General features: G+C 63.6%; 13 protein-coding genes. 7 read left to right on the top strand and 6 right to left on the bottom strand.

Going from position 1 to position 13,807, the window contains the following annotated elements:
* Positions 1-121 precede the first annotated feature (121 nt).
* From merBA to ASG57_RS39845, 3 genes are all read left to right on the top strand, one after another.
* Positions 122-2,227, top strand: coding sequence for a bifunctional organomercurial lyase/mercury(II) reductase MerBA (merBA, locus tag ASG57_RS24035; RefSeq protein ID WP_349510065.1), 2,106 nt, complete (start codon positions 122-124; stop codon positions 2,225-2,227).
* Positions 2,228-2,708: 481 nt separating this feature from the next.
* Entirely contained in the window at positions 2,709-3,110 is a 402-nt protein-coding gene (locus tag ASG57_RS39850) for a hypothetical protein (protein ID WP_349510062.1), read from the top strand.
* A gap of 204 nt (positions 3,111-3,314) precedes the next feature.
* A complete protein-coding gene (locus tag ASG57_RS39845) occupies positions 3,315-3,686 on the top strand; it encodes a diguanylate cyclase (RefSeq protein WP_057197788.1) in 372 nt (123 codons plus the stop codon).
* Positions 3,687-3,951: 265 nt separating this feature from the next.
* Here the strand turns inward: ASG57_RS39845 and ASG57_RS39350 are convergent, their stop codons facing one another.
* The 5 genes from ASG57_RS39350 to ASG57_RS24000 all read right to left on the bottom strand — a co-directional run bounded on the left by ASG57_RS39350 (position 3,952) and on the right by ASG57_RS24000 (position 9,475).
* Positions 3,952-4,173, bottom strand: coding sequence for a hypothetical protein (locus tag ASG57_RS39350; RefSeq protein ID WP_057197786.1), 222 nt, complete (start codon positions 4,171-4,173; stop codon positions 3,952-3,954).
* Positions 4,174-4,567: 394 nt separating this feature from the next.
* A complete protein-coding gene (locus ASG57_RS24015) occupies positions 4,568-5,824 on the bottom strand; it encodes a helix-turn-helix domain-containing protein (protein ID WP_156402793.1) in 1,257 nt (418 codons plus the stop codon).
* A gap of 73 nt (positions 5,825-5,897) precedes the next feature.
* Positions 5,898-7,313, bottom strand: coding sequence for a site-specific integrase (locus ASG57_RS24010; RefSeq protein WP_057197782.1), 1,416 nt, complete (start codon positions 7,311-7,313; stop codon positions 5,898-5,900).
* 88 nt (positions 7,314-7,401) lie between these two features.
* A complete protein-coding gene (locus ASG57_RS24005) occupies positions 7,402-8,100 on the bottom strand; it encodes a hypothetical protein (RefSeq protein ID WP_057197780.1) in 699 nt (232 codons plus the stop codon).
* Positions 8,101-9,133: 1,033 nt separating this feature from the next.
* Positions 9,134-9,475, bottom strand: coding sequence for a hypothetical protein (locus ASG57_RS24000; protein WP_057197778.1), 342 nt, complete (start codon positions 9,473-9,475; stop codon positions 9,134-9,136).
* A gap of 856 nt (positions 9,476-10,331) precedes the next feature.
* Here ASG57_RS24000 and ASG57_RS39345 point away from each other — a divergent pair.
* Positions 10,332-10,475: a hypothetical protein gene (locus ASG57_RS39345; RefSeq protein ID WP_230646813.1), complete on the top strand. Its 144-nt coding sequence runs from the start codon at positions 10,332-10,334 to the stop codon at positions 10,473-10,475.
* 70 nt (positions 10,476-10,545) lie between these two features.
* Positions 10,546-10,644, top strand: a complete 99-nt coding sequence (locus tag ASG57_RS37020) for a DUF2958 domain-containing protein (protein WP_082529036.1) — start codon at positions 10,546-10,548, stop codon at positions 10,642-10,644.
* A 254-nt stretch (positions 10,645-10,898) separates the two neighbouring features.
* Here the strand turns inward: ASG57_RS37020 and ASG57_RS23990 are convergent, their stop codons facing one another.
* Complete coding sequence (locus ASG57_RS23990) at positions 10,899-11,267, bottom strand: hypothetical protein (RefSeq protein ID WP_156402792.1); 369 nt, start codon at positions 11,265-11,267, stop codon at positions 10,899-10,901.
* A gap of 897 nt (positions 11,268-12,164) precedes the next feature.
* On the opposite strand from ASG57_RS23990, the gene ASG57_RS38440 reads away from it, so the two are divergent.
* Together ASG57_RS38440 and ASG57_RS23980 are read left to right on the top strand one after the other, a co-directional pair.
* Positions 12,165-12,398, top strand: coding sequence for a PepSY domain-containing protein (locus ASG57_RS38440; RefSeq protein ID WP_057197773.1), 234 nt, complete (start codon positions 12,165-12,167; stop codon positions 12,396-12,398).
* Positions 12,399-12,415: 17 nt separating this feature from the next.
* Complete coding sequence (locus ASG57_RS23980; RefSeq protein ID WP_057197771.1) at positions 12,416-13,318, top strand: DUF1259 domain-containing protein; 903 nt, start codon at positions 12,416-12,418, stop codon at positions 13,316-13,318.
* Positions 13,319-13,807: the final 489 nt, after the last annotated feature.

Here is a 13,807-nt window from a genome sequence, read left to right as displayed (position 1 = left end):
CCGAAACGAAGCTGTCATCCCAACGCCCGAGATACTGCCGAGCTATGCCGTACGGCCGGGCGTAACGTTCCCGGACTGGTCAGCGGTCACGTCGCACGTAACGAGGGACGCCTTGTTGGCCATGGTCGGGTCAGGCCACGTTCTCAATCGCTGGAGCGGCTACGATCCCGCCACGGATCGCGCGCGCGTTGCGCTGCTTCAACTCTACCTCGAACACGGACGAGCCCCGGCCGCGGACGAGATCGCTAACCGTGCAGGTCTCGATGAGACGGCCGTCCCGCTGTTGCTCGACAAGCTCCGCCGGCGCGACCTGGTCGTTCTCGACGGGGAGCGGATCGTCGGCGCTTATCCGTCACTGACCAGGACGGGGGCCATCAGGTCACACTGGAGGGGCGCGTTCTCAACGCTATGTGCGCAGTCGACGCGCTTGGCATCGGGGACCGATCGCGACATCTCGATCGCCTCGCGCTGCCGCCATTGCGGCGCGCCAATCCGCATCACCACACGGGACCGAGGGCAGGTGCTGGCCGATGTCGAGCCGCGGACGGCCGTCATGTGGCAAAGCGTTCGCTATGAAGGCGCATGTGCCGCGAGCTCGCTGCCCGACGACGCTGTTTTTTGCTCGGATGATCATCTCTCTGCTTGGCGTCGCGAGCGTTCCGCCGACGAGCCAGGTTTTCGGCTGCCGATCGAGGACGGGCTGGAGGCTGGCCGCGCTCTGTTCGGGCTGAGCCTCGCCGGGCTCGGTGTGACACAACGACCGTTCGCCGATCCGGAAACGAAGAGCCCGGTAGTCGCGAACCGCCCCTTCCGCAGAAGCGGTCACAATGGAGGCGCTTACGATCTCGTCGTGATCGGCGCCGGCTCGGCGGGTTTCTCGGCCGCGATCACGGCCGCCGATCAGGGCGCCCAGGTGGCTCTCATCGGCAGCGGCACCATCGGTGGCACCTGCGTCAATATCGGCTGCGTGCCGTCGAAGAGCCTGATCCGCGCTGCCGAGACACTTCACAACGCTCGCGTGGCGGCCCGGTTTGCCGGCATAACTGCTGAAGCCGAACTGACGGACTGGCGCAGAACCGTTCGTCAGAAGGACGCTCTCGTTTCCGAACTGCGCCAGGCCAAGTACGTCGATCTGCTCCCCGCGCACAACGGCATCGCCTATCGCGACGGGCCAGCTCGCCTCATCGATTGCGGAGTCGAAGTTGACGGCGCGCGTATTGCCACTGGTAAGATCATTGTCGCAACCGGCGCGCGGCCGGCAGTGCCCGCCATTCCCGGCATCGAGACCTTGCCGTATCTCACTAGCACGACGGCGCTCGACCTCGAGGAGCTGCCGCGCTCGCTGCTCGTGATTGGCGGCGGCTACACCGGCGCGGAGCTCGCTCAGATGTTCGCTCGCGCCGGCGTCAAGGTGACGCTTGTCTGCCGATCCCGTCTGCTCCCGGAGGCAGAGCCGGAGATCGGCGCGGCGCTCACAGGATATTTCGAGGACGAAGGCATCACCGTTGTCTCCGGCATCGCTTACCGCGCGATCCGCAAAACTGACGGCGGTGTGTCACTGACGGCCACGCGCGATGGCCAGGATATTGCGATCGACGCCGATCAGGTGCTGATCACCACGGGGCGCGCGCCCAACATCGAAGGCCTTGGGCTGGCTGAGCACGGGATCACCGTCTCGGCGAAGGGCGGCATCGTGGTCGACGACCGAATGCGCACGACCAGGGCTGGCGTCTATGCTGCCGGCGATGTCACCGGCCGCGACCAGTTCGTCTACATGGCCGCCTATGGCGCCAAGCTCGCGGCGAAGAACGCCCTCAATGGCGACAGCTTGCGCTACGACAATAGCGCCATGCCCGCCATCGTGTTCACCGATCCACAGGTGGCGAGCGTCGGGCTTACCGAGGCGGCCGCGCGCGCGGCCGGTCATACCGTTGGTGTCTCGACGATCGGCCTTGCCCAGGTGCCACGCGCGCTCGCCGCGCGTGACACTCGCGGGCTGGTCAAGCTCGTGGCCGACGCCGGCAGCGGCCGTCTACTCGGCGCGCATATCCTCGCGCCCGAAGGCGCAGACAGCATTCAGACCGCGACGCTCGCAATCCGCCAGGGGCTAACCGTCGATGACGTCGCGGATGCCATTTTTCCGTATCTCACCACTGTCGAGGGTCTGAAGCTCGCTGCGCTGGCGTTCAGCAAGGATGTCGCCAAGTTGTCGTGCTGCGCCGGCTGAGTACGGCCTTGATGCGACCATCGTTGCGAAGGGCGACTAAAAAGGTCGTAATTGCCAAAGGTCGCGCGCGAAGCGCTAAAGGAATGGCCGCAGGAGAACTGCCTGCGGCCCGCCGACAAGAGTTTGAACCGATGTTGAAATGCGCGTAACCCCGGTGCTGTAGAAATAGAAGCACGCGCAGAGTGCATTTTGAATTCCGTAGTTTTACGTGCCGTCGCGCTCCCTGGGCGGCGCTTCTCAATCGCTCCTTAAGCAATCGAGCAATTTGCCTAAAGTCGCCGCGCTTCATTTAGCGAAATCGAAGCCGGAAGTGGCGATCGTCGAGAGGCGCGAGGTTTTTCACCTCATTGATTTGGCGCCCACCGCAGCAAAAGACGTTGTCGACAGGAAGCCCTAGAGCGCTGCGATGCAATCGGATTCGAGAATCTATAGCCCTCCGCGCTGGGGAGTGACGCGATGGCTCGCCGACTGCGGTCCGGACGTGCTCGAGGACATTCGGGTAGCGCTGATCGGCAATCTCTACGGCACGTTGCCGGTCTTTATCGGCGGCATCCTGAATACCTTGTTGGTGGCTGGGGCCATAGCGGCGCGCTCCCCGACGCCATTGTTCGTCGCGTGGCTCGTGATCGAGATCGTGATCTGTCTCACTCGGCTCGCCGTATTGATCGTCGCGCGTCGCCGCGCGCTGAGGCATCGCCCTACGCCGACCGATGTCAACTTGCTCCTTTCGAATGCCTCGAGCGCCAGCGTCGGCTACGGGGCGCTGATCAGCCTGGCGATCGGCGACTGGGTGGCGGCAACGCTGGCCTGCGTATCGGCCGGAGCTATGGTCGGCGGATCTGCTTCCGCAACTTCAGTGCGCCGCGGCTCTGCGGAGCGATGATCGTGCTGAGCCTCGGCCCGACGATTCCGGGTGCGCTGATCGCAGCGCAGCCACTGATGCTCGTCCTGTTCTTCCCAATCCCGATGTATCTGGCGGCACCATGGTCTGCTTCAAGTTGAACCGGATGCTGATCGCGACCATGCGCGCCGAGCGGGAGAACGACCACGACGAGCTCACCGGGCTCGCTAATCGGGCCGGACTCGTATGCGTGGCCTTCTGCGCGAAGGCGACCTGCCGGCGCGGCTCGGCGGCGACGAGTTTGTCGTGCTCGCCGTAGGCTGCACGGCCGAAGAAGCGACGGCGTTCGGGCACCGCCTAATCGAGACTATCGGCGCGCCTTACGACCTCGGCTCTGGAACATTGGCTCGCGTCGGCGTGAGTGTCGGCATCGCGATGGCGCCCGAGCACGGAAGCGAGGCGGCCGACCTGCTGCGCGCCGCCGATGCCGCGCTCTATCAGGCCAAGTTCGACGGCGGGTCGCGGTGTCAGGCCGCGTCCGGAGACGACCTAGCGAGGCTCCGCTGCCTCGTTTCGCGCAGCGCAGCCGAACCTGCTCTCCAAAGCGCCGCGGCGTAGCTGATCTGTGATCACGCCGTCGTCCGAAAGGACGAAGGGGAGCGCCACGTAATGAGTGACTTCATACATCTGCCTCATCCTCACGATCCCGCGCCGTGCTCGCCGGCGCGGGAGATCAGCGGGACTTTCACCGCTTCTTCGAGAGTGGCGGCGGTTGCACCCTGGACGATGATCCTGTCGAGGTCGCCTGCGATAGCGTCTGAAGGCGGTCATTCAGCGTGTTCGGCAGCCGACCGAACCGGGCGTGCAGCACCATCATGATGTTCTAGATGGTGCACTCCTTGCGCACGTGCTCGACCATTCCTCTCAGCAACGGGTTCTCGTCCAAATCGACCGTGATCAGCTTCCTTACGCGCCCCCCACTGAATATGGTTGTACTAATTCTTGCTGTCGCGAGCCGTCCGCGCGCATAGTCCGTTGATACCTTCGCCCGCAGCTCGTCGAACTCGTGCTCGAGAAACTGGTGCGCGACGAGCATTGCCTGCACCGCCTCTCGGCCATCACCGCCGCAGGCTTCGATCGCCTAGTCGGCGGCGAACTCGACGTCGTCCTCGGCTGGCGTGGCGGGGTCGGACGCAACGGGCATGCCAAGTGTTCCTCGTCTATTCGCACGGAGTCAAGCGTCCGCAGATCCGCCAAGCCCAGGTGCTGTCGATCGAATTCGCCAGTGGCTCGTCACCAACGATGATCTCGAAGAGATCGCGCTGGAATCGACACGCCCATCGTGATCGACGAGTTCGTCGACAAGGCCGACAGATTACCGGCATCGCCTTGGGAGGGATGCGCTCGTTGGTCGGAGTCGAGGTCAGGAAGCCGAAGATACTGCCCAGCTCGTCGACCTACGAGCGAGCTGCAGGCGGACCATGCGCCGAGACCCGACCTCAGCATTCCGGCCGAACCTCGGTCGCCTTGTCGCGGTTGCCGCGGATGGAGCCGCGGCGGATCGGCGACAGCCCCGCACGGTCGAGATACTTTTCGAGGGTCTTCCTATCGTAGGGAAACTCGAATTCCTCCTGGAGGTAGCTCAGCAGCTCGCGCTTCTGCGGCGGACGCTCGAACTTGGCGAATTCGCGGTCGACGAGGTCGCGCCACTTCTCGGTCATCACCTCCTTCTTCGGCGATCTCTCGCCCGCTTCGTTGAGGAATTTGTTGAGCGTGGTGTAGCCGTATGGGAATTTCCGCTTCTTGAGCTGCTTGAAGAAGGCATGCCGGCTCTTGATCGGCGACATCTTCTCGTAGAGCTCCATCGTCTTGCGGCGCCATTCGGGCGTGAGCCTTCCGCGCTTTCGGTCGATGAGGCCTTCGCGGCCTTTCCGGCGGTAGCGCTTGAACCACATGTAGACCTGGTGGCGATCCAGGCCGAAGTACCGACCGATGGCAACCTGGGTGACGACTCCTTCGTCAAACAGCTTGACGGCTTCGGGCAGGTGCTGGCGCCGGAGCAATTGGCGATCGGAGTGTTGGAGCCGGCGGGGCTCCTTGCAGGCGCGGATGTCGGCCGCCAGGTTCGAGAGCCGCTGCTCCGCCTCGAAGAAGCCGATCGAATTGAGGTCGCGTAGCGGATGATACTGCTCCAGGCAATTCCTCAGGCGTTGGGTCGTCGGGGGTACCGTGAAGCCGGCGTCGGCAAGGCTGCGGCCTGTCAAAAGAAGGGCCGCGCCGTCGTCCACGGGATCGTGATACACGGCGTTGACGAAGGTGGCGGCGGAAGCCTCCATGAAGTTGTCGCAGATGCCCTTGCGCCTGGCGGCGCGGTTCAGGCTCAGCTTGACAGTGCTGCGATTTAGGCGCGCGCTCTTCGGGGTGACGAAGAGATAGCGCGAAGACTTGAACTTCTCCGGTGTGGCTTCGATGTAGCGAATCACCACCAGCCGGGCCGCCTCGATCAACGGGATGTCGCGGTTACGCGCTTCGAAGGTGTCGCGTACGCACACGATGGCTTGCCCGTCGGGCATGAACCTATCGCGGTGGAGGAAGGAGATCTCTTCGGGAGACAAAAGACAGCACGAGCGGAGCGCGGCCATGGCGGCGCGTCCGCACTGAAGCCAGTATTCCCTGGTGTGGCAAGTGTCGTAGGTCTGCGGGTCGAGCATGACCCGCAGGTTCGAAACGGAGAGGATGCACGCGGTCCCGCTCACGCCGCCCTCCCGACATCATTGTCTCGCGCGCGCTGAACACGCTGCAGGACCTTCACCTTCCGCGGCTGCGGCTTCATCGGGATATGGTCGTTGTAGAGGGGATAGTCCTCCGGATCCTTCTCCTTGGTGAGGTTACGGAGCCGCGCGCGGCGCGCGGGGTCGTCCCACACCTCGATGGCGTTGTCCTCGGAGGCGGGGGCGAAGTGCTGATAGACCCACCGAGGGTGTCCACCGTCATGCCCATCAGCTTGGCCGTTGAGTGGATGTCGACGCCGATGATGGCCGACCAGGTCGCGAGCGTGTGACGGAAGGTATGGATCAGGATCTCGTGGTCGAGCCCAGCTGCCTCGACGAGCTTCACGAACTGCTCGTGGATGCTCTTGTAGGGCTCGCCGTCGCGCTTGCGGATGATGTGGCGGTGGCCTTCCTTGTCATCAGCCTTCTTCCAGCGGTGGGCATGCTGCAGCAGCCGCTTTAGCATTTTGGAGCTGGGATGCATGTTCTTGGTGTTCTGCGGCTGGGCGTAGCCCGTCCGGTGCACCATGCCGGTCTCCACGTCGATGCTGCCGTGCTTGGGATGGCGCTTCCAGGTCGAACGGAACATGTTCTCGCTGCGCCAGCCGGTGTAGATCTCGACCCGGAACGCGCGTCCCATTCCGTTCGAGTGGTCCTTGGTGACCTTGTCGATGAAGTTTACCACCCGGCCGTCGGCCTTCACCCAGTCGCCCTTCTCCTTGTCCCAGACCCGGCCCTCGGTGGCGACGGTCTTGACCCAGGTGCCGGTCTCGCGGTTCCAGACGCGGCCGCGGGTCACCCAGAGCAGCCGCGCGGCTTCGCTGCGCAGCAGGTACGCGGTGCGCCGGACCTTGTCGGACGGGATGTCGACGTTGGGATGGAAACCGAGGTTGTTGTTCTCGTCGTACTCGCGGACAGCCCGCTGCAGATATTCGAGGTCCTTCTTGATCGTCGTGTAGCTCAGGCCCCGGCGGCCGCGCTCCGCGGCTTCCGTCGAGATCGCGATGCAGGCCTTGAAGTAGCCGGCGCAGGCCTTCTTCGACATCTGTCCGTAGGTGAGGCGGCCGAAATAGAGCCCGATCCGCAGATAGACGCGCGCCTTCGCCTTCCACTCGTTGTGCGCCTTCGCCGAGGCGATCACCGGCGGGCGCGGCCCCAAATCGTCGAGGAGGGCCGCGCCGATCAGCACCTCCTTGACCGGAATGGTGTGGAGGCGGCGGCGGTAGTCCTCCAGCGCGTCCGAGGTCAGGCGGTTAGCCGCATCCTCCAGGACCCACTGCCAGTTCCGCGCGAGCTCGGTCTGGTTGGCCGGCAGCCCGTCGGCTGCCGTCAGCTTGTCGGCGGCGGTCTCCGCGCGCGCGGCCGCCAGCGCGCGTTTGCCGGCCTTGTCCAGCGTCCGCAGGCCGGTCCGGTTGATTACGACCTCGACGATGTCGTGGGCGTCGTCGTGGGAAACTCCGTTCGTAAGAGTCATGGGTACTCCTTTCATTGACTTGAAGTCAATGATAGGTGCAACTCAGAACCCAATTCAAGTGTCTTCAAGTCGATGATAGCGACAAAGGTTACCGCAGGCTTTCTCCGATCGCTAAGATCGCGAGCTCCGAAAACTGCCGGATCTCGACATAATCCACGTTGGCGAGCCGGTCCTCGCCCGGGAACGCCTCCTCGCCCAACGTCGCCCGTTCACCGAACAGCATCTCGGATTGCCATTGCAGATTCATCCGCAGATGGATCGAAGCGGCGCGCCAGGGTGCGTAGATCTTGACCTGGAGACGGCTGTTCGGCACCTCCGCGGGCACCGGGATGTGCGGCTCGGGCGGCTTGGCGAAGTCGCCCCGGTCGGGCCTGGGGAAGAGCATTCCGGCGCAGGCGCGCTCGATGATCGTGGAGAGCACCACCCCGAGGGTGTCGACGGGCGTGATCTTCTTGGTGAACATCCTGGCGAAGTAGCGCGGCGTCAGCCCTGGCCGCTTGCCGGGCGGAAAACCGAGGACGTCGAAGCGGTGGGGGTCGGTCGGCAGCAGGGGAAGATTCCAGTAGTCCTGTATCGTGGTCGGCGAGTCCTTCAGCATCGTGCCCATCGACATCGCGAGGAGCAGCATCGCGGCGTCGCGGGCCGTCATGTGCTTGCCGCCCCGGCCGCGGCCCGTCACCTCGATGAGGCCGGCCTCGTGGAGGCGGCGGAGCGCCACGCGCACCGTCTCCTCGGGCTTCTTGACCACCTTCGCGACCGCCGCGACCAGTTGGGGGGATTTCGCCATGTTCCTTCTCCGTCCTCAAAACCATAGAATTATCCGCTGCAAGCGTAAAGGACCTACTTTCAAACGGGTCCGGATAACTATATTGGGCGCGATCTACTTCAATCCGGCGCCTTGCGGCCCGATTTGGCGATTGTGGTCAAATGCGGCGACGATCTCAGAAAATCGTTTTGTGGCAGTAGGTTAGGCTGCAATGCCGGCTTAGTACCGGCGTCTTATCAGGCGTCGAATATTTGCGATTTTGCTTCGATTAATACTTCCGCGGCCAAGTATTCATGCGTTCCGAATACTTTGGACGGCTCCGGCGCGATCCGCTGCGATCCGCCAATTGTGGCGGCGCGGCCCGCCTTTTGACAGTATTTAGGTGTGCGTGGCCGCTCGGCGCAGCTCGGTGAAACACTCTCCCCTGGTTCGCCGGCGCGCGGAAGGATCGGCCGGAGCGGGACCGCCCTCCCGACGGCCCCGAAAACCGGCCGGCGACGGACGGGTTTTTCCGGAACCGGCCCCCCCCTTCCTTTCAAGGATTCGAATGCATGCACCCGGCCGTTGTGGGCCGGCTTTTCCTGTCGAAGGGATTTTTCCCAAGGATTCGAATGTCGGAGAAAGGGCGGTGGGCGGGCCGGCGGCGAGGCGGACTTCCGGTCAGGCCGATCCCGGAGCTGCGGCGGGGCAGCCGCCCGACGGGCCTCCCGCCCGGACCACCTCGATGGGCGGTCAGCGCTCGACGCGATCTCTTCGCGGCGGCCGGGATCCCGGGCGTCGTCGGTGTCCTCGGGAGGCCGTCGGCGAGGGCGGCTGGCCAAATTGGAATGCGGCGCCACGTGCTGACCGCTCGCCGGGACCGACCGCAGCCGGCCGAGCTCGTCGGGGCGGTCCGGACCGGCTTGGGCCGCAGATCACCGGCGCCGGCGCGGATATGGTCGGGCGTCCTCGCGCCGCTCCGCCCCCCCCTCGTCCCGGACCTCCCCGCGCCCCCGGGCCGGTCACCGGACCGTCGCGGCGAAGGGCGAAAACGGGAGGCGGACCGCGCGACGTACTAGGCGATCTCGGTGCGCTCGTGACGCCGTTCGGTCGCCTCGACCAGATGCCTTACCAAGGTTTTTGCCGATAGCGGCTCGGTGCCGGCGCTCGAGCGCCTCTTCATCATCGAGCAGGTCGCCATCTCCTTCAGCGCCCGCTTGGTGGTCATGAACTTGCCGGCGATGACCGCGATCGCGAGCTGGCCGTCGCGGGCGGCGGTGCGCAGCGAGGCGGTGCGGAGCGGGCCCTTCGGCCAGAACAATTCGGCGGCCTCCGCGAGCGTCAGAAGTTCGTCGTCGGCCCAGCTCTCCGGATCGGGGCGTTCGCTGACGCGGCTTAGATCGGGCTTGGTGCCCATGGCCCTGAAGTCCTTAATTGTTATGGCGGCTTATTGAAATGGCTGGCCGGGCAGGACCGGTCGATCGCCGCCCGTCGTGGTGATGTCGTGTGCCGGATCGGGTGGGCGCCGGCTCCCCCGCTGGAGCGCGGCATGGCGGACGGGCCGCGGTCGTCGTGATGCGTATGGTCTCGATGGTGTCGGGTCTCTTCCGCGCCCGGGGGATCGTCTGTCGATCGTCGTGCAGCTCTGGTCGGGACGCGGGATCTTCATTGCAGCGCCTTATGGGTTGCTTCGAGTTCATGCTCTGATAGCACAAATTCTCGGAGGCGCAACAAGATCATGCTGTGGCGGCACGATCTCTTCGTGTTGTCATTAATGAGAGGTTAAGCTGAGATTCGAGATCGACTGGCGCTCGAAGCCGCGTCATGCCGCGCAGCCTCGAGCTTATCGCTCTCGGTCGCACTCCCGGCACCGAATGAATGCAACCAGTGCCTGCGGGCGGCGCGACGCGAGCGCGCCACGCGAGCTGATCGACGCGTTTCGAATTGCCCGGACCTCTGCCGCCGGCGGCTCGGCTCGATCGCGGTCTCGCGCCTTCCGCGATCGCGTCGTCGCCGCGACGGTCATGTCGCCGTCTCCTCGAAGGAACGAAGCCCCGAGCCTGCGGCAACTCACCTGGGGCTGTACGAGGCGCAAAACTTTCGATTAAGATTTTCCGGGTGGTCAATTTCTGGTCGTAACGGTTGATGGGGGACGCCGTGTCATTTCGAAAGTCGGCGCTGGCGGGATGGGGCACCAGCATTTCGCTCAATCTCACAAGGTAGCGAAACGCGGAAAGCGAACCCCAATCGGGGACAGGGTTCAGTTCCTGACGATGATGCATCCGGACGTGATCGCGGACATCAAGCAGGTTGCCATCGACGAGCATCGGGCGGCCTGGGATGTGATGGAGCAGGCCGCGCGGGAGTTCTTGAAGCGGCGACAGCGTGCCCGGCCCATAACGACATGGGACGGCTAATCCTTCTGCGAACTCAATCCTGGCCATCGAAGCAGTCCCATCGCAACAAATCCCGAAGGATTTACGAGGCATGGGCCTTCGCGTGGAGCGCGATCTCTACTTCAAACCCGAGAAGCCGCTTTCGGCTTATGCCGACGCGGCCGACCGGGAAGGCCGCATCATCGCCTGACCATTTTCATCACCAGTACTTCAAAAAACGAAAGCGCGATATATGCTATAGTGGTACGTCGTTGACTAGACGTACGTAGCCCTGCGACGCGGAAGCCATGCTCACGAATTGGACTTTGGTCCCTCTCATCCATTGGGCCGGGTGGGACGGCGGCAACGCGCTCCCCTCAAATCGCAGACTTCGCCGGGCCCCACGGGGCGCTGCCTCTTCACCTTTCTACAAGGGCGGTACCGCGCCAAAGATAGTCGCATCACTTACATGAGTACGCTGGACACCAAGCCGAGCATCAGCGCGATGACCGTCCGCCAGTCGTCGCGCGAGGGGCTGGCGACCGCCTCAGCGAAGGGCCAGAAACCGCCCAGGAGACAGGCGAAGGCAAGGTTGCCCAGAAGCGAACGGCGCATCATCTCATGTCGCCATTGCATCATTCCTTCCGTGCCCAATGCGATGCGGAATCGGCCCAAGCCCTCGAGTTCGGCAACAGCGTGAGTTCGGGCAACGCTGAGCATCCAAGCGAATATCGCAAGGACGAGGTAAGAGACCTTGGAGACGCCGAACAGGCCTAGCACCCACACAATGAGTCCGACAATCACTCCCTTGACTAGCGCGCCGCCGAGCGACAACCTCATTCCTTCAAGCTTTTGCGCAAGCCAGCTTGTTTTGTCCGCCCGTCGAGGCCGGTGAGGAGCGTGCTGCTTGGGACGTTATGGAAGAGGCCGCGACCGAATGGCTGAAGCGACGGAAGGCCAAACGCGGAAGTTAAAAATCGGGACCCGCAATTATCGCCCGTTGAACTCTCGGCCTTTCTCTTTATGCGTTGCCCGTTCGTGCAGACCAGGATTTCTATCTCGCGGGAGGAGACAAGCTGCTGCCAATATCGTTCCGCCAGCCTGGCGGGACTCGCAAGAAGAGCCGGAGCGCCCGGTCTCATCGATTGACTCTCGCCGACATTGAAGGACCTATTGTCGGGCCGTGAATAGTGCGGGAGGACGCATGTCACTCAGACCGCAACCCGGCAGTCCGAGCATGTGACGAGATGGCGGAGAGTGACGGTTCCTGACCGTCGCGTTCCAGCGGTGAGGTCGCTTCCGTTTCGGACGGCAGTGAAATTTTCGTGACGTTCGGTTTTCGCGCGCTCGGCGATCTTGGTTGACAGCCCCGCCGTCTGAGCTTTTTATTCGCGTTACGGGGATCTGCGATCTCCCCGCGAGGCGTCATGCCCAAGAATCGCGTCCTGGTCACCAAGGGCGCAGCATGTCAGCATCGTACACCTACCTTTCACCCGACAAACTGTTTCGATCGGTAGGCTCGGCGGCCGCGCCGACGCCTGGCCGTCGCGGCTTGGCGCGGCCTCTCGCACATATTCGACGACGCCCTCGCGCAGGTGAACCCAGTTCTCCTCCTACACGACCGATGTTGCCGCGACACGATCAAGAGATCGCAAGAAGGGCCGGCCAACAAGGTTAAGTGAGGCCGGATACGGGACTACTTCTGGGGCTGGGACAACCGGGAGATCAGACATGCGAACATCGACGATCTATCAGGTAGCGATATTCGTGGCGCTTGCAGCGGGACTCTCGCCTGCCCGCGCCCTGACCCAAGACGAGCTTGTCGCCAAGATCCAAGCGGCCGGCTACTCGCAGGTGACCGACGTCAAGTCGACCGCCGAGGGCATCACTGCCAAGGCTATGAAGAACGGCAAGCCGGTGACTCTCGTCGTCGACAGCAGCGGCCAGATCAAAGAGCGAAACTGAGATGGAGGACGCGCACGATGAAAAGCAAAATCTGGTCCCTGGCCGTGACCGGCCTCGCTCTCGCCTACTTGTCCTTCGTCTACATGGCACACGCGCAAGCGATCGATTGGCAAAAGGTCGACGAGACCCTCGGCCGGAAGGCCGCGGTCTCTGATGACGTCCACCGCTACGGCTTTCCACGTAGCGACCTTTCGGTGACCCTGGACGGCGTGACGATCAAGCCTTCACTGGCGCTTGGCGGATGGGTCGCCTTTAAACCTGGGCACGGTGGCGCCATGGTCATGGGTGACCTTGTGCTGCTCGAGACCGAAATTAATCCCGTGATGGCGAAGATGATCGCGAACGGTCTCGAAATCACCGCCGTGCACAATCATCTGCTGCGCGCGAGCCCGGCGACGTTCTACATGCACGTGGCCGGCCACGGCGACCCTCTCAAGCTGGCCTCGGCGATCCACGATGCGATGGCCGAGAGTAAGACGCCATTGACGGTCGCGCCCCCGGCGGGCCCGGCGGCCGCCGTGGATCTCGATACGGCGAAGCTCGACCAGATAATCGGCGTGAAGGGCCAAGCCAACGGCGGCGTCTACCAGTTCAACGTGAAGCGGAGCGACCCGATCACGCAGGACGGCATACCGTTGACGCCCGTCGGCCCGATGGGCGTGGCGATCGGGATCAACTTCCAGCCGAGCGGGGGCGGGAAGGCCGCCATCACTGGCGATTTCGTTCTGACCGGCGACGAGGTCAACCCCGTCATCCTGGCGCTGCGGACGCATGGCATAGAGGTGACGGCGCTGCACAGTCACATGCTCGACGAGCAGCCGCGGCTGTTCTTCATGCACTTTTGGGCGAATGACGATGCGATCCGGCTCGCCGAAGGCTTGCGCGTTGCGCTGGACAAGACGGCGAGCACGAAGAACTGAGGCGAAGACGCAAAGGACGCGATCCGATGTCCTACCGGGCCAGCCGCTGCTCGCCCTAGCGTTCATGTTGATCTCGTTGATGAGAGCGTCCGCCATGGCTCAGACCTTGAACTTCGATGACGCTCCCGCGGGAACGTCGCCATCCCCTTCTGGTTTCCGATGGCCGGTGACTACGTCGAAGAGCTGCATGGCGGCGCTCTCGACCTGAGGAACGTGCTTTCGCTCCGGCAAGTAGATCTAGATATCCCATCTCATTATGGACGGATCTGGACGCTGACGTAGGCCCGGCGACTGCCCTTACGCCCAGTTCACGGCAGGGTCGATATCCGATCGACGCGGTCGCAACGGCAACTGATCTGAAAATAGTACGGGCGAACGTTACAGAGTCTTTGAGAAACGGCAGGGATCGCCTACAATCGCAAGGTGGAGGTCGGATCACCCAATCGATGCTTTTCTGACGGTGGTTCTCGCCTCACCTAGAGGCGCGGC

Origin of the sequence: Bradyrhizobium sp. Leaf396, from assembly GCF_001424605.1 — a bacterium.
Lineage (GTDB): Bacteria > Pseudomonadota > Alphaproteobacteria > Rhizobiales > Xanthobacteraceae > Bradyrhizobium > Bradyrhizobium japonicum_C.
The sequence above is the reverse complement of the archived record's forward strand: the minus strand, read 5'-3'. Positions and strand labels throughout refer to the sequence as shown.

Bases quoted from the DNA above. Each gene is read 5' to 3' on its own strand.
- ASG57_RS39845 (WP_057197788.1), top strand. From the start codon at position 3,315: ATGCGTGGCCTTCTGCGCGAAGGCGACCTGCCGGCGCGGCTCGGCGGC.
- ASG57_RS23980 (WP_057197771.1), top strand. From the start codon at position 12,416: ATGAAAAGCAAAATCTGGTCCCTGGCCGTGACCGGCCTCGCTCTCGCC.
- ASG57_RS24010 (WP_057197782.1), bottom strand. From the start codon at position 7,313: ATGACTCTTACGAACGGAGTTTCCCACGACGACGCCCACGACATCGTC.
- ASG57_RS24000 (WP_057197778.1), bottom strand. From the start codon at position 9,475: ATGGGCACCAAGCCCGATCTAAGCCGCGTCAGCGAACGCCCCGATCCG.
- ASG57_RS37020 (WP_082529036.1), top strand. From the start codon at position 10,546: ATGGGCCTTCGCGTGGAGCGCGATCTCTACTTCAAACCCGAGAAGCCG.
- ASG57_RS38440 (WP_057197773.1), top strand. From the start codon at position 12,165: ATGCGAACATCGACGATCTATCAGGTAGCGATATTCGTGGCGCTTGCA.
- ASG57_RS39345 (WP_230646813.1), top strand. From the start codon at position 10,332: ATGATGCATCCGGACGTGATCGCGGACATCAAGCAGGTTGCCATCGAC.
- ASG57_RS24005 (WP_057197780.1), bottom strand. From the start codon at position 8,100: ATGGCGAAATCCCCCCAACTGGTCGCGGCGGTCGCGAAGGTGGTCAAG.
- merBA (WP_349510065.1), top strand. From the start codon at position 122: ATGGTCGGGTCAGGCCACGTTCTCAATCGCTGGAGCGGCTACGATCCC.